We start from the raw sequence: 17,517 nt of genomic DNA, 5'->3' as shown, positions 1-17,517 counted from the left end.
GGCCCTGGGGCTTTTCCCTATTGTGGTGCCTGAGGGCCTTTCGCCCGCTTGCGGTGCAAGTTGAGTCGCCTAAATTGGCTCTATCAAATAACCAGGATTGGGTCCACTTTGCAAAACAATGAGCCGCTATAGTCCATCCACAATTCTTCACAACACGGCTTGTTGACCAGCCTTGATGGGCTGAGGAACAGCAGGAGGCAGCAATGAAGACCGACGACGTGATCGTCAGCTTTCGCGGTGTACGCAAGACGTATGACGGCGAGACCCTCGTGGTCAAGCACCTGGACCTGGACATCTACCAGGGCGAGTTCCTGACCCTGCTCGGCCCCTCCGGCTCGGGCAAGACCACGTGCCTGATGATGCTGGCCGGGTTTGAATTCCCGACCGGCGGAGAGATCCGTCTGGAAGGCGCGCTGCTCAACAACGTGCCGCCGCACAAGCGCAACATCGGCATGGTGTTCCAGAACTACGCGCTGTTCCCGCACCTGACGGTGGCGCAGAACGTGGAATATCCGCTGACCGTGCGCAAGATCCCCGCCAGCGAGCGTGCCGACCGCGTACACAAAGCCCTGCAGATGGTGCGCATGGAAGGCTTTGCCAAGCGCTACCCGGCGCAGCTTTCAGGCGGCCAACAGCAGCGCATTGCCCTGGCCCGTGCGCTGGTGTTCGAGCCCAAGCTGGTGCTGATGGACGAGCCGCTGGGCGCGCTCGACAAGCAACTGCGTGAACACATGCAGTACGAGCTCAAGTCCCTGCACGAAAAGCTGGGCGTGACGTTCGTCTACGTCACGCACGACCAGGGCGAGGCGCTCACCATGTCCGACCGCGTGGCCGTGTTCGACAAGGGCATCGTGCAGCAGCTCGACACGGTGGACAGCCTGTACGAACGCCCCTGCAACGAGTTCGTCGCCAACTTCATCGGCGACAGCAACACGCTGCGCGGCACCGTCACCCGCGTCGACGGCGACTACTGCGAAATGCAGCTCAACGACGGTGCCCGCATCGTCGGCCGCAACATCGCCGGCGCCGCCGTGGGTGCCACCGCCACCGGCTGCATCCGCCCCGAGCGAATGCGTTTGGCAGACGGTGCACCCGCTGGCGGGAATGCAATCGCTGGCCAAACGCGCGGCCTCGTCTACTTTGGCGACCACGTGCGCATGCGCTGTGCCCTGCCCGACCAACCCGAATGTTTCGTCAAGGTGCCGCTGGGCACGCGTGCGCTCGAAGGCTTTGCACCCGGCGCGCCGATCCAGCTTGAGTTTGCACCCGAACACCTGCGCGTTTTTGTCTGAGCCGTAACACGACCACAAAGCCGTAATCACACGCTAAAGCCAAAAGAGGAGCCAACATGAAACACAGCACGAAAATGCGTCTGAGCCTGCTTGCCGGCGCGTTTGCCATTGCCTTCGGTGCGCATGCTGCCGAGATCACCGTCGTCAACTTCGGCGGCGCCAACGGCGATGCGCAGAAGGCCGCCTTCAACAAGCCGTTCGAAGCGCAGACCGGCAATAAGGTCACCGTGGTCGAATACAACGGCGAGCAGGCCAAGATCAAGGCCATGGTGGAAGCCAAGCACGTCAACTGGGACGTGGTGGAAGTCGAATCCGGCGACATCGGCCGTGGCTGCGACGAGGGCCTGTTCGAGAAGCTCGACTGGAGCAAGATCGCCAAGAAGGGCGACCTGATCCCCGAGTCGCCCAGCACCTGCGGCGTGGGCTTCTTCGTGTGGTCGACCGCGATGGCGTACAACGCCGACAAGCTCAAGACTGCCCCGACCGGCTGGGCCGATTTCTGGGACGTGAAAACATTCCCCGGCAAGCGCGGCATGCGCAAGGGTGCGCGCGGCAACCTGGAATTCGCGTTGATGGCCGACGGCGTGCCGCCCAAGGACGTCTACAAGGTGCTGGCCACCAAGGACGGCCAGAACCGCGCGTTCAAGAAGCTCGACCAACTGAAGGCCAACATCCAGTGGTGGGAAGCCGGCGCGCAGCCGCCGCAATTCCTGGTGGCGGGTGACGTGGTGATGTCCACGGCCTTCAACGGCCGCATCGACGCCGCGCAGCGCGAAGGCAAGAACCTGAAGGTGGTCTGGAACGGCAGCATCTACGACCTGGACTACTGGGCCATCCCCAAGGGCACGCCCAACAAGGCGCTGGCCGAGCAATACATCGCCTACACGCTCTCGCAGAAGCCGCAGCAGGAATACGTCAAGCACATCGCCTACGGCCCGGCCAACGTCGCTGCCATCAAGGCGCTGGATGCCAAGACGCAGGCCAACATGCCCAACTCGCCGGAGAACAGCAAGAACGCCGTGCTGCAGAACCTGCAGTTCTGGACCGACCACGGCGACGAGCTGGAGCAGCGCTTCGCCTCGTGGGCGTCGAAGTAACAACGTAAGGCAGTGACCTGTGCGGATGCCACGCCACCCTGGTGTGGCATCCGCCAGATGAATCTCCGTAGCACTCGGCGAGGCAGCATTGAACACCATGACGATCGCGGCTGAATCGGTTCCGGAATCGACGGCCAAACTCAAACGCGAATTGAAGAGCGCTGAGGCGCGCAGGCGTGCCATGGCGCTGGCGCTGGTGGCGCCGCTCGCCATCTTCCTGCTGCTGATCTTCGTTGTACCGATCGGCGCCCTGCTCACGCGCGCCGTGCAGAACCCCGAGGTGGCCGACGCGCTGCCCAAGACGGTGACCGCGCTCAAGAACTGGGACCGCAAAGCCCCACCCGCCGATGCCGCCTACGTTGCATTGGCCGCTGACCTCACCACCGTGAGCGAAGGCGAAGCCATGGGTGCCCTCGCCCGCCGCCTGAACACCGAAATCCCCGGCTTCCGCTCGCTCGTCGCCAAGACCGCGCGTGCCATGCCGCTGGCCGACGACCAAGGCAAGGCACTCACGCTCACGCCCGAGCAGACCCGCGCCAAGCTCCTCGAACTCGACGAGCGCTGGGGCGATAAAACTTATTGGCAGGCCATCGCCAAGAACGGTAGCCGCACGTCGCCGTTCTACCTGCTGGCCGCGCTCGACCACCGGCAAGACGCCTTCGGCCATATCGAAGCGACCGACCCCGACGAGCAGATCTACGTGACGGTGTTCATCCGCACCTTCGTCATCAGCGCGATGGTGACGCTGTTCGCGCTGCTGCTCGGCTACCCGCTGTCGTACTGGATCGCCTCGCTGCCGGAGCGCCGCGCCAACCTGGTCATGGTGCTGGTGCTGATCCCGTTCTGGACGTCCATCCTGGTGCGTGTGGCGGCGTGGATCGTGCTGCTGCAGACCGAGGGCCTGATCAACCACGGGCTGATGGACCTGGGGATCATCAAGGAGCCGCTCGCGTTGCTGTTCAACCGCGTGGGCGTGTACATCTCGATGACGCACATCCTGCTGCCGTTCATGATCCTGCCGCTGTACAGCGTGATGAAGTCGATCCCGCCGACGTACCAGCGCGCAGCCGTATCGCTGGGCAGCCATCCGTTTGCCGCGTTCTGGCGCGTGTACGTGCCGCAGACGTACCCGGGCATCGGCGCCGGCGCGCTGCTGGTGTTCATCCTCGCGCTCGGCTACTACATCACGCCCGCGCTGCTGGGCGGGCCGAACGATCAGATGGTCAGCTACTACGTGGCCTACTTCACCAACGTCACCATCAACTGGGGCATGGCGTGCGCGCTGGGTGCACTGCTGTTGCTCGCCACGCTGGTGCTGTATGTGGTGTATGGGCGCTTCACGCGGCCCAAGGTTCGCGTCGGTTGAACGGAGCCCATCGACTATGAAACTCGCCAAACCGATGTTTGCCCCGCACACCTCGCTCGTCGAGCGCGTGTGGTACTTCGCGCTACGCGCCCTGGCCGTGCTGACGCTGCTGTACCTCGTGCTGCCGGTGCTGGTGATCGTGCCGCTGTCGTTCTCGTCGAGCACGTTCCTCTCGTATCCGATCCCGAGCTATTCGCTGCGCTGGTACCAGAACCTCGTCACGTCGGATGAATGGCGCATGGCAGCCAAGAACAGCTTCATCGTTGCGCCTGCGGCCACGATCGTGGCAACGGTGCTCGGTACGCTGGCCGCCATCGGGCTGAACAAGGCAGACTTCCGTGGCAAGGGCTTGCTGATGGCCGTGCTGGTGTCGCCGATGATCGTGCCGGTGGTCGTCGTCGGTGTCGGTATGTATCTGTTCTTCGCGCCGCTGGGGCTGGCGAACACGTATATCGGGCTGATCCTCGCGCATGCGGCGCTGGGGGTGCCGTTTGTGGTGACGACGGTGTTGGCGACGTTGCAGGGCTTCAACCACAACCTCGTGCGGGCGAGCCTGTCGCTGGGCGCCAATCCGGTGATGACGTTCTTCCGGATCACGCTGCCGGTGATTGCACCGGGCGTCATCTCGGGGGCGTTGTTTGCCTTTGCTACGTCGTTTGATGAGGTGGTGGTCACGCTCTTCCTCGCTGGCGCCGATCAGGTGACGCTGCCGCGTCAGATGTTTACCGGGATTCGCGAGAACATTTCGCCGACGATTGCCGCGCTGGCGACGATCCTCATCGTGTTTTCCACTTGCCTGCTGCTGACGTTTGAATGGCTGCGTGGGCGGGCTGCGGCTAAGGCCATTGCCTGATTGTTTGTCCTTCGCCATGCACTGGCGTTGCTGGTGCATCCCTTGTTTCATCCCCTGCCGGGGCTGACTCACTTTCTTTGTCTTGCCAAAGAAAGTAAGCAAAGAAAGGCGCGCCCGATGCGGCGACAGACTCCTTGAATTTCCGTGACCGTGCGGGGAAGGAGCCAAACTCGCTTCGCTCAGACAAGGCTACTTCCTTTTTCCGCACGCCCACAGAAATTCAAGGCGCCGCATAGGGCAATGGAAAACAAACCATCTTTTGCCCGCGCACGACTTCGTCTTGCCATCCCCTCAGCGTGCCTGACTCGACTGCATTGGCGCTCGCCTCCGCACCGCGTTGGTTTGGCCTTTGACGTTCCTGCCCTTGATGGCGCCTTGAATTTTCGTAAGCGGGCGGAAAAAAGACGGGAAACTGTTTGAGCGCAGCGAGTTTTTCCCGTCTCCGCCCGGTTACGAAAATTCAAGGAGGGGGTCGCCATCTCGGGCGCGCCTTTCTTTTGCTTACTTTTCTTTGGCAAGACAAAGAAAAGTGAGTCGGCCCCGGCAGGGGACGATACTGGGGATGGACCGCCGCACCCAGCATCGCGCGGGGTCCTATCAAAGCCTCGCCGCAAGCAGCCCAGACCTCCACACATGGACCTTTTAGCTCCACAGCCGAAGGTCTGAGCTCCACCATTGAACCTCAGACCCTCACAAGCGCACCTTTTAGGCGCACCGTTGGACCTCCCGACCTCCACCGTCGGACCTTTGAGGTCCAGCTTAGGCTCTCAGAGCCCCGGCGTCGGACCTCCGAGCTCGGCGCGTGGGCCTTTTTGCTCCATCAATGGACCATTAGCCATCCACCGCTGGACCTCTGAGGCCCGCGCATGGACCTCAAACCTCCACGCGTAGCAGTTCGAGGGGCTTACAGGAACATCCCACCCGAAGCCTCAATCCGCTGCGCATTGATCCACCGGTTATCCGGCGACAGCAGCGACGCCACCACCCCGCCGATATCATCCGGCACGCCAGCGCGGCCCAGGGCCGTGTTGGAGGCGACCATGGCATTGAGATTTGCGTTGTCACGCACGGCACCGCCGCCAAAGTCCGTCTCGATGGCACCCGGCGCAACCACGTTCACCGCAATGCCCCGCGCGCCAAGCTCCTTCGCCAGGTACTTGGTCAGCACCTCGATCGCACCCTTCATCGCCGCATACGCGCCGTAACCCGGCAGTGCAAAGCGCGCCAGCCCCGACGAGATATTCACGATGCGCCCGCCGTCAGCCATGAGCGGCAGCAGGATCTGGGTGAGGAAGAACACGCCCTTGAAGTGCACGTTCATCAGTTCGTCGAACTGGGCTTCGGTCGTCTCGGCCACGGTGGCGTGCACGCCGACGCCTGCGTTGTTGACGAGGTAATCAAAGCGCTCGGCCTTCCATTGCGCCAGCACACCGCGCACGGCATCCGCAAACGCCGGGAAGGTGGCGATCTTGCCGGCGTCGAGCTGTAGTGCGGCTGCACGGCGGCCCTGGGCGGTCAACTCGGCGACCAGGGCGTCCGCTTCAGCGCGGTTGCTGCGGTAAGTGAAGATCACGTCGGTGCCGCGCTGGGCCAGTTTCTGCACCATGTTCTTGCCGAGGCCGCGGCTGCCGCCGGTCACGATGGCGATGGGGGTGTGGGATTGGGTCATCTTGCTCTCCTGGGTTGTCGATCAGGTTGGTGGTGTCGAACACCGTGAGAGCATGGTATTGGGCGATCAAAGCAGAATAAATCTCGCCTATCCTATTGCTGTGTTTGCCCACAGATAACAATTGACCCACCCTCGCCATGTCCACCAACCGACTCGAAGCCATGCAGATCTTTGTGCGCGTGGCTGAACTTGCCAGCTTCACGCGCGCCGCCGAGACCTTGAGCATCCCCAAGCCGGCCGCCTCGGTGGCGGTGCAGCAGCTGGAAACGATGCTCGGCACGCGCCTGCTGCACCGGACCACCCGCAAGGTGCAGCTCACGCAAGACGGCCAGACCTTCTACGAGCGCTGTCAGGATCTGCTGGCCGACATGGATGAGTTGCAGACCATGTTCCGCCAGACCCCGCAGGCGCTGCGCGGCCGCTTGCGCGTGGATATGCCGGTGGGCGTGGCGCGCCGCATTGTCATCCCCGCCCTGCCCGGCTTTCTGGAGGCACATCCCGATCTGGAAATCGAACTCTCCAGCACCGACCGCCGCGTGGACCCGGTGCGCGAAGGTTTCGACTGCGTGCTGCGCATCGGCGCGCTGACCGACAGCAGCCTGATCGCCCGCCCGCTCGGTCAACTGCATCAGGTCAACTGCGCCAGCCCCACGTACATCGCGCGCTATGGCATGCCCAAAACGCTGGAAGACCTCGACCACCATCGCATCGTCCATTACGTGCAGACGCTCGGCACCAAATCGCCGGGATGGGAATACACGGTGGAAGGCCGCTCGGCATTTCGGCCGATGCTGGGCGCGGTGACGGTCAGCTCGGCAGAGAGCTATGACGCGGCGTGCCGCGCGGGGCTGGGGATGATTCAGGCGCCGGTATATGCGGGGCTCTCATCGGCCATTGCAGATGGCACGCTGGTTGAGGTGATGCCCGATTTCCGCCCGCCGCCGATGCCGGTGTCGCTGGTGTATCCGAACCGGCGAAACCTGCCCGTGCGGGTACAGGTGTTTATGCATTGGATGGAGGGGTTGTTGGGTCCGTATTTGGAGGCGCAGCCGTCGGGTTCGTAGGAAGTCGCGCGTCAAATGACCTGTTTGCCTCGAACAGGTCGCCTCCTTTCCATTTGAGACGCCGCTGAACCTATAAAATACGGCTTCGCCGCGATTCCCGTGGCAACCGCACTCAGCACCCATGTTACGTTTAAGCGAAGTCAAACTCCCTCTGGACCATGCCGAAGACGATCTTGACGCCGCAGTTCGCGCGCGCCTCAAGGATCTCGGCGTTGCGGCAGACGGGCTCGTCCGTTACACCGTATTCCGCCGTGCCCACGATGCACGCAAGCGCTCGGATATCAAGCTGACCTACATCGTCGACGTCGAAGTCAAGAACGAGGCAGCCGTGCTCAAGCGGATCGCCGGCAAGCCGCATTGCGGGGTGACGCCGGACATGACCTACCGCTTCGTTGCGCAGGCACCCGAGCACACAACGCGCCCGCGTCCGGTGGTGATCGGCATGGGGCCGTGCGGTCTGTTCGCAGGACTGATCCTCGCGCAGATGGGGTTCCGTCCCATCATCCTCGAACGTGGCAAGGCCGTGCGCGAGCGCACCAAGGACACCTTTGGCCTGTGGCGCAAGAGCGTGCTCAATCCGGAATCCAACGTGCAGTTCGGCGAAGGCGGGGCCGGGACGTTCTCCGACGGCAAGCTGTACAGCCAGATCAAGGATCCGCACCACTATGGCCGCAAGGTGCTCGAGGAATTCGTCAAGGCGGGCGCACCGGAAGACATCCTGTATCTGAGCCGACCGCACATCGGCACGTTCCGCCTCGTCAGCATGGTGGAAAAAATGCGCGCCACCATCCACGAACTGGGCGGCGAAGTACGCTTCGAAACCCGGGTTGACGATATCGAAATCGATCAGGGCAAGGTCCGCTCGCTCAAGCTCTCGAACGGAGAAACACTGCGGTGCGACCACGTCGTGCTGGCCGTTGGCCACAGCGCCCGCGACACATTCCAGATGCTGCACGATCGCGGTGTGTATATGGAAGCGAAGCCGTTTTCCCTGGGGTTTCGCATCGAACATCCGCAGGGGCTGATCGATCGCGCCCGCTTCGGCAAGTTTGCAGGCCACAAGCAACTCGGCGCAGCCGACTACAAGGTGGTCCACCACTGCAGCAATGGCCGGGCGGTCTACAGCTTTTGCATGTGCCCAGGCGGCACGGTGGTGGCGGCAACCTCCGAGCCGGGCCGCGTCGTCACCAATGGCATGAGCCAGTATTCCCGGGCCGAGCGCAACGCGAATGCAGGCATCGTCGTCGGCATCACGCCGGAAGACTATCCCGGCGGGCCGTTGGCAGGCATCGCGTTCCAGCGCAAATGGGAAGAGCGGGCATTCGAACTCGGCGGCGGCAACTACCAGGCGCCCGGTCAACTGGTCGGCGATTTCATCGCCGGCCGGCCGTCGACGTCGCTTGGTTCCGTCATCCCGTCGTACAAGCCGGGCGTGCACCCGACCGATCTCAGCACGGCGCTCCCGGACTACGTGATCGAAGCCATCCGTGAAGCACTCCCCCAGCTCGATAAGAAGATCGCAGGCTTCGCGCTGCACGATGCCGTGCTCACCGGCGTGGAGACGCGCACTTCGTCACCGCTGCGGATTCGACGCAAAGACGACTACCAAAGCATGAACGTCGAAGGTCTGTATCCGGCTGGCGAAGGTGCCGGGTATGCCGGTGGGATCTACTCGGCGGCCATCGACGGCATCGAAGTGGCGCAAGCGGTGGCACTCAATCTGACATCGACGCACGCGTCCTGATGTGTGGGAGTGAGGGCGGCTGGTGAGCCGCCGCACGACGCGAACGCGCGGTCTCCTGAAGCCAGCAAATCTGGACGTGCTGCCGAATGTTCGGCCGCTGGGGTGATCGTGCCGGGTGGCTTCAAGCACCAGCCCCAACTGTTTTGAACCCCATGGTCGCCCTTGCTTTCAGCCAATCGCAACCGATTCTGGCGGTGGAGAACGTCGATGTGCGCGTATCCTCAGGCGCTTGCCACCTCTGAAACACACAGATTCATGATCAATAAAGGGCGCCTCACCGCCAAATTTGACGAAAACTTCGTCGTATTCTTGATCGGCATGCGGGTGAATCAGCCCCTCAAGGTGCATAAATGGTGGCCCGTCGCCACAGCAATGCCCCGCATGATCAAGGAGCTGAGTCGCCGTCCCGAGTTGGGATTCCTGCACGCCGAGATGTGGTTCGGCCGCACAACGCTGATGGTGCAATACTGGCGTTCAGTCGAACATCTATTGCACTACGCTAAAGATCGTGAAGCGGAACATTTGCCCGCTTGGCGAGCGTTCAACCAGCGGGGCCGGGGAACCGATGCAGCCGTCGGCATCTGGCATGAAACGTACTTGGTTTCGCCGGGTACCTACGAAAACATCTATGTCGACATGCCGCCATTCGGCTTGGGGAAAGTCGGTGCCCTTGAGCCGGCAACAAAGGGCAGGCAATCCGCCGCGGACCGGCTCCGTGGCAGCTAACGATGCGAGGCTTATTCCGAACGCATCCAAACGTGCGGGATCCCATCTTCATCATGCACGTCTGAAATCGCTTTGAAGCCGAACGCACCATAGAACTTCTGCAAATGCGCCTGCGCGTGCAAACGCATGGGCACGTCCGCCCATTGCGCAGCGATATGCTGCATTGAACGTTCAAGCAATGCGTGACCAAGCCTGATGCCGCGGTGATGGGGCGACGTCAACACACGGCCAATGCGAATATCGCTATCGTTTGCATCCGGCGGCAATACACGCAGATAAGCGGCCAGTGCCGAGCCATCCCACGCAAACAGATGCCACGCGTTGATATCGAGATTGTCGATGTCGCTATAGGCGCAGTTCTGCTCCACTACAAATACGTCGGAACGCACCTTGAGCATGGTGTAGACCTCATGGGGGACGAGCGTACTAAACGCTTTCCAATCCCACGTGAGATGGCTGAGGTTTGCATGTGGTATTGCGGAGAAATGCATGGTCATGGTGTTGGTCTTCAAATCCGGCCAATCGCTGCCCCGCGCTCACGGCGCATTGACGACAGCGGGGCCGGTACCCAACGGTCCAGCCCCTTGAACAACAAGACCAGGACACCCGCCCCACCCAACACCGCCACCGTATTCGCCAACGCAGCCGGATACCCGATCTTCGCCACATTCAAGAACGGATAGGGATACCACCCACTCAACGCGCCGTGCACAAAGGTGTACGCCAGCCACACCGCCGGCCAGATAAGCGACAGCGCCACGGTCGACCACCCGATGCGGGGCCGGGGGCCAAACAGCAGCCAGCCGACCAGCGCCATCCATGGCGAGACGTAGTGAAAGCCGTTTGACGCCAAAAGCGCCAACCCCGTTGCCTTCGAGATCGGCGCAAGCACGATGTGAAACACCAGCCCCGTCGTCGCGATGCCGAGCAAACCATCCAGCCTGAGTACGCGCCACCATGTGCCATCGCGCGCAGGGTCCAGCACGAGAGAGATGGCAGCCACCGCAACCAGGAGGTTGCTTTGGATGGTGAAGTAGCTGAACAACCGGACAAGCCGCGTGGCAAGCGAGACCTGGCTACCCACACCACTGACGGTCACGCTGAGCTGCACGATCAGTGCAACGACAATGACGGCGGCCAACACGGCTTGCCATGCCCGTGCCAGCCGCATCGGTGATGCATTGGCCAACTCAGCCACGCATCAACCCATCCACTTGCGTGCGTTGCGGAACATGCGCATCCACGGGCTGCTGCCGTCACCGGCGGCTTCCCATTCCTTCGGATGCCAGCTCATCTGCACGGCGCGGAACACGCGTTCCGGGTGCGGCATCAGCGCAGTGAATCGGCCGTCGTGCGTCGTCACCGAGGCAATGCCCTGCGGCGAGCCGTTCGGGTTCAGCGGGTACGTCTGCGTGACTTCGCCGCGGTTGTCGACGTAGCGCAGGCCGACGGCCACCTTGTCGATGTCGCCTTGCTGCGAGAAGTCGGCATAGCCCTCGCCGTGCGCGACGACGATGGGGATGCGGCTGCCTTCCATACCCGCGTAGAAGATCGACGGGGATGCATCCACCTGCACCGTCACCAAGCGGCCTTCGTACTGTTCCGACTGGTTGCGCGTGAACTTCGGCCATGCGCCGGCGCCCGGGATGATCGGGGCGAGGTTCGCCATCATCTGGCAGCCGTTGCACACGCCCAGCGCGATCGAGTCGGTGCGATTGAAGAACGCCGCGAACTGCTCGGCCAGCATGCTGTTGAAGAGAATCGTCTTCGCCCAGCCCTCGCCCGCGCCCAGCACGTCGCCGTAGCTGAAACCGCCGCAGGCGACGAAGCCCTTGAAGCCGGCCAGCGTGGTGCGGCCGGCCAGCAGGTCGCTCATGTGGACGTCGTAGGTCTCGAAGCCGGCCTTGTCCATCGCGTAGGCCATTTCGATCTGCGAGTTGACGCCCTGCTCACGCAGGATCGCCATGCGCGGGCGAGCGCCCGTGGCGATGAACGGCGCGGCCACGTCTTCTGCAATGTCAAACGTGAGCTTGGGCGAGATGCCCGGGTCTTCGGCATCCAAGAGGATGTCGTATTCGCTCTGCGTGCACTCGGGGTTGTCGCGCAGGCTGGCGATGCGCCAGGAGACGTCCGTCCAGGTGCGTTGCAGTTCGATGCGCGAGGCGCTGAACACCTTCTTGGCGTCGCGCCAGATTTCGATGTGGCCGTTGGCGTTCGGTGCGCCGATGACGTGGCTGCAACCGGACAGGCCATGCTCGCGCAGCACCGCGAAGACGGCGTCGCGCTGGGCCAGCGGCACTTGAATGACGGCGCCGAGTTCTTCAGAGAACAGTGCGCGCAGCGTCAGATCGGCACGACGACCGGAGACTTGCTGTGCCCAGTTCTTGGCGTCGCCGTGGTCGGCTGCATCGTCCAGTGTGAGCATGTCGACGTTGATCGACACGCCGCAGTGGCCGGCAAACGCCATTTCGCAGACGGTCGCCCACAGGCCGCCGTCGGAACGATCGTGGTAAGCGAGCAGCGAACCGCTGGCGTTCAGTTGTTGGATTGCCGCGAAGAAGCGCTTGAGGTCTTCCGCGTCATCCACGTCCGGCACGCTGTTACCGATCTGCTGTGTGACCTGCGCGAGGATGCTGCCGCCCATGCGGTTCTTGCCGCGGCCCAGGTCGATGAGGATCAGCGTGGTGTCGGCCGGCGCATTGGCCGATTCGACTTGCTTGAGTTGCGGGGTGAGCGTCTTGCGCACGTCCGTCACGGGCGCGAACGCCGAGACGATGAGCGACACCGGCGCGACCACTTCCTTGGCCGTGCCGTCGTCTTCCCACTTGGTGCGCATCGACAACGAATCCTTGCCCACCGGAATGCTGATGCCCAGCGCCGGGCACAGCTCCATGCCGACCGCCTTGACGGTGTCGTACAGACGGGCGTCTTCGCCGTTCACGCCGCAGGCGGCCATCCAGTTGGCCGACAGCTTGAGTTGCGTGAGCGAATCGATCGGCGCAGCAGCGATGTTGGTGATGGACTCGCCAATCGCCATGCGGCCCGATGCCGGTGCGTTGATGACGGCCAGCGGCGTGCGCTCGCCCATCGTCATTGCTTCGCCGGTGTAGCCCTTGTAGTCGAGCGTGGTGACGGCAACGTCGGCCACCGGCACTTGCCACGGGCCGACCATCTGGTCGCGCGTGTTCAGACCGCCGACGGTGCGGTCGCCGATGGTGATGAGGAACGACTTGCTGGCGACGGTTGGGTGGCGCAGCACGTCGCGCGCAACAACTTCCAGATCCAGGCCGGTGACATCGACTTCCGGCAGCTCCTGCGACACGCGGTGCACGTCGCGGTGCATGCGCGGCGGCTTGCCGAGCAGCACGTCCATCGGCATGTTGACCGGGAAATGGTCGGCGCTATCGACCGGGGCATCGCTGTCGACCACTTGCAGTTGCTGTTCATCCGTGGCGAAACCGACCACCGAGAACGGCGCGCGCTCGCGCTCGCACATGGCCTGGAAGCGCGGGAAATCACCCGGGGCGATCGCCAGCGTGTAGCGCTCCTGCGATTCGTTGCACCAGATTTCTGCGGGGCTCAGGCCCGACTCTTCCAGGTGCACCTGGCGCAGGTCGAAGCGTGCGCCCTTCTCCGCGCCGTCCACGATTTCCGGGAAAGCGTTGGAGATACCGCCCGCGCCCACGTCGTGAATCGACAGGATCGGGTTGTCTGCACCCAGCGCCCAGCACGCATTGATGACTTCCTGCGCGCGGCGCTGCATTTCGGGGTTACCGCGCTGGACCGAGTCGAAGTCCAGGTCGGCCGTGTTGGTGCCGGTGGCCATCGAGCTGGCAGCACCGCCGCCCATGCCGATGCGCATGCCGGGGCCGCCCAGTGCAATCAGCAGCGTGCCGGCCGGCAGGCCGTGCTTGTGCGTGTGGCCGGCATCGATATTGCCGATGCCGCCGGCAATCATGATCGGCTTGTGATAGCCGCGCACGGTGCCGCCCACGTTCTGCTCGTAGACACGGAAATAGCCACCCAGGTTGGGCCGGCCGAATTCGTTGTTGAACGCGGCGCCGCCGATCGGGCCTTCGATCATGATCTGCAGCGGCGAGGCGATGCGCTCAGGCTTGCCGATGGGGCCGGCTGCAGCTTCGTCGGGATTGCGGTGTGCCACGGGCTGTGCGGTGTCGCGGGCGTTTTCCCACGATTGCACGGCTTCGGGCAGCAGCAGGTTCGACACGGTAAAGCCAGTCAGGCCTGCCTTCGGCTTGGCGCCACGACCGGTCGCACCTTCGTCGCGGATCTCACCGCCCGCGCCAGTCGACGCGCCCGGGAACGGCGAAATGGCCGTCGGGTGGTTGTGCGTCTCCACCTTCATCAGCGTGTGCGTGAGCGCCTCGCGACGGTTGTATTGCGGCACGCCCGTTGCGGCTTCGGTGCCCGCGTGCGGGAACCAGCGCTCGGCCATGCCGCCTTCCATCACCGCGGCATTGTCCGAATACGCCACGATCGTGCCCTGCGGCGCGAGCTGGTGCGTGTTGCGGATCATCGCGAAGAGCGACTTGTCCTGCGTTTCGCCGTCGATGGTCCAGTCGGCGTTGAAGATCTTGTGGCGGCAGTGCTCGCTGTTGGCCTGCGCGAACATCATCAACTCGACGTCGGTCGGGTTGCGTTCGAGCTTGCGGTAGGCGTCGACCAGATAGTCGATTTCGTCGTCGGACAGGGCCAGGCCCATTTCGACGTTGGCGGCTTCCAGCGCTTGGCGACCACCGGCGATATCGACAAAGCGCAATGCCTTGGCGGGCAGCACGTCGAACAGGCCGTAGCCGGCTTCGCGCGAGTCGATCACCACTTCGGTCATGCGGTCGTGCAGGTGTTCGGCCACGGCGGCGCGGGTGGCGTCGTCCAGATGTTTGCGGCTGCCGGTGAGCGCCCCCAGGAGGCCCTTCTTGCGGGTGACGGTGAACTCCACGCCGCGTTCGATGCGGTGGATCTGCGGCAGCGCGCAGTGGCGGGCGATTTCGGTCGCCTTGCTGGCCCACGGCGAAATCGTGCCGAAGCGCGGGATGACCACGAAGCGGTCGCCCTCGACATCGGCCGGTGCGGGCGAGCCGTAGGTCAGCAGCGCTTGCACACGGGCAGATTCATCGGCCGACAGCGGCGTGTCGGCAGCCACGAAGTGCAGGTACTGGGCACTGACGGCTTCGATCTCCGGATCGATGCGCTTGAGGGTGGAAAGCAGGCGTTGCTGGCGGAAGGCGGACAGCGCGAGAGCGCCGGGAAAGCACGAGAAATGCGCCATGGTGGGCAAGGCAGGAGTCGCTGGAAGAGGAGTTTTCCCGGCGTGCGCGGGAAAACCGCTATTGTACCTTGCCCAGCCCCTGTTACCGACGGTCAAATCCGCCGGAAATCGTCCGCCACGGCCCTTGCCGAGGCTGAAACAGGTGTTTTACAGCGACGTCGCCGAGCGCGCGGCCTGCTCGTACAGGCCCGTCAGCACGCGCAGCAGGCGCGCCAGCTCGCCAATCTCAGCATTTTCTTCGCCACTGGGCGAAATATTGCTGGTCAGGCACTGCTCGCGGATATCGCGGTAGCGGGCGCAGGCCTTTTCGCCAGCAGCCGTGGTGGTATAGGTGACTTCCTTGCCGCTGCGCGTGCCCTCCACCAGCTCCATTCCCTGCAGTTTCTTAAGGGAATACGTCACCAGATGGGTGTCTTCCACATTCAGCACGAAGCAGATGTCGGCCAGCCGCTTGGCGCGGCCCCGGTGGTTGACGTGATGCACCACCAGCACATCGAGGAAGGTCAGGTCGCGCACGCCCGCGGCGGCCATGCAGCGCACGCACCAGCGGTTGTAGGCGTTGTAGGCGGTGTTGAGTGCAAACTCGAACTCCGACAACTCCGGGCTGCGCGCCGACACCAGATGCGACGAAGACACGATCGGCCCGCCCTTGCTTCCTTCATTGGCAGCGACTTCCGGCAGATCGGCTTTCGGGGTGGAGGGCGATTTAGACATGCGCAACTCGGGGAAAAAGGATCGAAAACAGTCGGAGACGCAGGCTATTGTAAGAGAATAGATCGTCATGTCTGCCCTGGTTAGACCCATCATGTCCGCACATCCGACCTGGCGCGAAATCCTCATCAACGGCGCCTTGGCCGCGCACCACGGCGCCGACCTGCTCTTCGGCACAGCAGGCGTTCGCGCACTGGAAGCCGCTGCTTACCGCTCCCTCGCCCCGTTCACCCTGATGGCCCGCGCCGGCGAGGCCGCCGCCGACTGGCTTCAGACGCGGGCGCCACACGGCCATCTGCTCTTTGTCGCCGGCCCTGGCAACAATGGCGGTGACGCCCTGGTCGCAGCCACTGTGCTGCACCTGGCGGGCCGCGCCGTCACCGTGTGGCTGGCAGCCGATCCGGCCAAGCTGCCCGACGATGCCCACCGCGCGTGGACCGAGGCGCGCGCTGCCAACGTGCCGATCGAACCTCTGCACACACCCGCCTCCGTGCCAGCTACGACCACGGCCATCGTCGATGGGCTGTTCGGCATCGGGCTGGCGCGGCCGCTGACCGGGCTGCATGCAGCGCTGGTCGACACGCTCAATGCCAGCGGCCTGCCGGTGTATGCGCTCGACATTCCCTCTGGGCTGAATGGCGATACGGGCCAACCGCTGGCACCGGGATCGCCCGTCGTGCGTGCACGTGCCACGCTCACGTTCCTCGCGGCCAAACCGGGCTTGCTGACCGGCGGCGGTCGCGATGCTGCCGGCGACATCGCACTGGCTGACCTGCAGGCCGCGCAGCCTGCGTACGACGGTGTGATTGAAGCGGAAGCGATCGTCAACACGCCCGCACGCTGGCTCGCCCATCTGCCGCGTCGCAGGCACGACGGTCACAAAGGGTCGTATGGCAGCGTGGCGATCGTCGGAGGCGCACATGGCATGGTGGGCGCCCCGCTGCTGACTGCACGTGGGGCGCTGTACCTGGGCGCGGGCAAGGTGCACGTTGTGTCGCTGGCGGCGGATGCGCCGCGTGTGGACTCCGCTCAGCCCGAGCTGATGCTGCATACATGGGGCACGCTCGACCTGGGCAGCATGCAAGCGCTGGCCGTGGGCCCAGGCATGAGTACCGCCAAGGATGCCGAAGCGGCGCTCGACCATCTGCTGGATCGGATGCTGTCGTCGCGCATCCCCGCGGTGTTCGATGCCGACGCACTGAACCTGTTTGCCAAGGTGCCCGCGCTGCTCGCACATCTGACGCAGTTGGCGCAGAGCGGCGTGCCGGTGGTGCTGACACCGCATCCGCTTGAGGCGGCGCGCCTGCTGCAGCTCGACGCACCGACCGTCCAGCGCGACCGTCTGGCCGCCGCCAAGGCACTCGTCAACCGGACGGGTGCCGTCGTCGTACTCAAGGGTTCAGGCACTGTGATTACTGCCCCGGGCATGACACCCGCCGTCAACCCGACGGGCAACGGCGGTCTGGCCTCGGGCGGCACGGGCGACGTGCTCACCGGTATGGTGGGCGCGTTGCTTGCGCAGGGCGTGCCGGCACGCGAGGCGGCGCTGTCCGCCGTCTGGCTGCATGGCCGGGCGGCGGACGATCTGGTTGCCTCGGGTGAGGGCCCGATCGGCCTGTACGCAAGTGAACTGTGCGCCCCAGCACGGCGCGCACTCAACGCACTGCTGGCGTCAGACACGCGCGGATAGAAAAGCGCCATGTCG

13 protein-coding genes are annotated in these 17,517 nt (G+C 63.9%); 8 read left to right on the top strand and 5 right to left on the bottom strand.

The genetic code is table 11. The annotated features are described in order from the left end of the window. Nucleotides 1–203: 203 nt before the first annotated feature. The 4 genes from F7R11_RS10060 (at nucleotide 204) to F7R11_RS10045 (ending at nucleotide 4,608) form a co-directional block, all read left to right on the top strand. Nucleotides 204–1,292: an ABC transporter ATP-binding protein gene (locus F7R11_RS10060; protein WP_064803177.1), complete on the top strand. Its 1,089-nt coding sequence runs from the start codon at nucleotides 204–206 to the stop codon at nucleotides 1,290–1,292. A 56-nt stretch (nucleotides 1,293–1,348) separates the two neighbouring features. After that, the gene (locus tag F7R11_RS10055) at nucleotides 1,349–2,389 is read left to right on the top strand and encodes an ABC transporter substrate-binding protein (protein WP_064803175.1); all 1,041 of its coding nucleotides are present in this window, start codon (nucleotides 1,349–1,351) and stop codon (nucleotides 2,387–2,389) included. Between the two features lie 97 nt (nucleotides 2,390–2,486). Then, nucleotides 2,487–3,755, top strand: a complete 1,269-nt coding sequence (locus tag F7R11_RS10050) for an ABC transporter permease (RefSeq protein ID WP_064803173.1) — start codon at nucleotides 2,487–2,489, stop codon at nucleotides 3,753–3,755. A gap of 16 nt (nucleotides 3,756–3,771) precedes the next feature. Beyond that, a complete protein-coding gene (locus F7R11_RS10045) occupies nucleotides 3,772–4,608 on the top strand; it encodes an ABC transporter permease (protein ID WP_064803171.1) in 837 nt (278 codons plus the stop codon). 904 nt (nucleotides 4,609–5,512) lie between these two features. On the opposite strand, the gene F7R11_RS10035 is transcribed toward F7R11_RS10045, so the two are convergent. After that, complete coding sequence (locus F7R11_RS10035) at nucleotides 5,513–6,277, bottom strand: SDR family NAD(P)-dependent oxidoreductase (RefSeq protein WP_064803169.1); 765 nt, start codon at nucleotides 6,275–6,277, stop codon at nucleotides 5,513–5,515. 137 nt (nucleotides 6,278–6,414) lie between these two features. On the opposite strand from F7R11_RS10035, the gene F7R11_RS10030 reads away from it, so the two are divergent. From F7R11_RS10030 to F7R11_RS10020, 3 genes are all read left to right on the top strand, one after another. Next, the gene (locus tag F7R11_RS10030) at nucleotides 6,415–7,341 is read left to right on the top strand and encodes a LysR family transcriptional regulator (RefSeq protein WP_064803167.1); all 927 of its coding nucleotides are present in this window, start codon (nucleotides 6,415–6,417) and stop codon (nucleotides 7,339–7,341) included. A 121-nt stretch (nucleotides 7,342–7,462) separates the two neighbouring features. Then, nucleotides 7,463–9,085, top strand: a complete 1,623-nt coding sequence (locus tag F7R11_RS10025) for an NAD(P)/FAD-dependent oxidoreductase (protein WP_064803164.1) — start codon at nucleotides 7,463–7,465, stop codon at nucleotides 9,083–9,085. 207 nt (nucleotides 9,086–9,292) lie between these two features. Beyond that, a complete protein-coding gene (locus tag F7R11_RS10020) occupies nucleotides 9,293–9,811 on the top strand; it encodes a DUF4188 domain-containing protein (RefSeq protein WP_231973189.1) in 519 nt (172 codons plus the stop codon). A gap of 11 nt (nucleotides 9,812–9,822) precedes the next feature. On the opposite strand, the gene F7R11_RS10015 is transcribed toward F7R11_RS10020, so the two are convergent. The 4 genes from F7R11_RS10015 to F7R11_RS10000 all read right to left on the bottom strand — a co-directional run bounded on the left by F7R11_RS10015 (nucleotide 9,823) and on the right by F7R11_RS10000 (nucleotide 15,815). After that, the gene (locus F7R11_RS10015) at nucleotides 9,823–10,308 is read right to left on the bottom strand and encodes a GNAT family N-acetyltransferase (RefSeq protein WP_082932877.1); all 486 of its coding nucleotides are present in this window, start codon (nucleotides 10,306–10,308) and stop codon (nucleotides 9,823–9,825) included. 11 nt (nucleotides 10,309–10,319) lie between these two features. Then, entirely contained in the window at nucleotides 10,320–11,009 is a 690-nt protein-coding gene (locus F7R11_RS10010; RefSeq protein ID WP_197495033.1) for a Pr6Pr family membrane protein, read from the bottom strand. Nucleotides 11,010–11,012: 3 nt separating this feature from the next. Continuing rightward, on the bottom strand, nucleotides 11,013–15,101 hold the full coding sequence (gene purL, locus F7R11_RS10005; RefSeq protein WP_064803160.1) for a phosphoribosylformylglycinamidine synthase: 4,089 nt from the start codon (nucleotides 15,099–15,101) through the stop codon (nucleotides 11,013–11,015). A 147-nt stretch (nucleotides 15,102–15,248) separates the two neighbouring features. Next, on the bottom strand, nucleotides 15,249–15,815 hold the full coding sequence (locus tag F7R11_RS10000; RefSeq protein WP_064803158.1) for a winged helix DNA-binding protein: 567 nt from the start codon (nucleotides 15,813–15,815) through the stop codon (nucleotides 15,249–15,251). Nucleotides 15,816–15,906: 91 nt separating this feature from the next. On the opposite strand from F7R11_RS10000, the gene F7R11_RS09995 reads away from it, so the two are divergent. Further along, nucleotides 15,907–17,502 (top strand): bifunctional ADP-dependent NAD(P)H-hydrate dehydratase/NAD(P)H-hydrate epimerase, encoded by a 1,596-nt coding sequence (locus F7R11_RS09995; protein WP_064803156.1) that lies wholly within the window; start codon nucleotides 15,907–15,909, stop codon nucleotides 17,500–17,502. Nucleotides 17,503–17,517: the final 15 nt, after the last annotated feature.

It is taken from the genome of Ralstonia insidiosa, assembly GCF_008801405.1.
Lineage (GTDB): Bacteria > Pseudomonadota > Gammaproteobacteria > Burkholderiales > Burkholderiaceae > Ralstonia > Ralstonia insidiosa.
The sequence above is the reverse complement of the archived record's forward strand: the minus strand, read 5'-3'. Positions and strand labels throughout refer to the sequence as shown.

Excerpts from the sequence above, each read along its gene's own strand:
- F7R11_RS10060 (WP_064803177.1), top strand. The coding sequence starts at position 204 with ATGAAGACCGACGACGTGATCGTCAGCTTTCGCGGTGTACGCAAGACG.
- F7R11_RS10055 (WP_064803175.1), top strand. The coding sequence starts at position 1,349 with ATGAAACACAGCACGAAAATGCGTCTGAGCCTGCTTGCCGGCGCGTTT.
- F7R11_RS10050 (WP_064803173.1), top strand. The coding sequence starts at position 2,487 with ATGACGATCGCGGCTGAATCGGTTCCGGAATCGACGGCCAAACTCAAA.
- F7R11_RS10045 (WP_064803171.1), top strand. The coding sequence starts at position 3,772 with ATGAAACTCGCCAAACCGATGTTTGCCCCGCACACCTCGCTCGTCGAG.
- F7R11_RS10035 (WP_064803169.1), bottom strand. The coding sequence starts at position 6,277 with ATGACCCAATCCCACACCCCCATCGCCATCGTGACCGGCGGCAGCCGC.
- F7R11_RS10030 (WP_064803167.1), top strand. The coding sequence starts at position 6,415 with ATGTCCACCAACCGACTCGAAGCCATGCAGATCTTTGTGCGCGTGGCT.
- F7R11_RS10025 (WP_064803164.1), top strand. The coding sequence starts at position 7,463 with ATGTTACGTTTAAGCGAAGTCAAACTCCCTCTGGACCATGCCGAAGAC.
- F7R11_RS10020 (WP_231973189.1), top strand. The coding sequence starts at position 9,293 with ATGTGCGCGTATCCTCAGGCGCTTGCCACCTCTGAAACACACAGATTC.
- F7R11_RS10015 (WP_082932877.1), bottom strand. The coding sequence starts at position 10,308 with ATGACCATGCATTTCTCCGCAATACCACATGCAAACCTCAGCCATCTC.
- purL (WP_064803160.1), bottom strand. The coding sequence starts at position 15,101 with ATGGCGCATTTCTCGTGCTTTCCCGGCGCTCTCGCGCTGTCCGCCTTC.
- F7R11_RS10000 (WP_064803158.1), bottom strand. The coding sequence starts at position 15,815 with ATGTCTAAATCGCCCTCCACCCCGAAAGCCGATCTGCCGGAAGTCGCT.
- F7R11_RS09995 (WP_064803156.1), top strand. The coding sequence starts at position 15,907 with ATGTCCGCACATCCGACCTGGCGCGAAATCCTCATCAACGGCGCCTTG.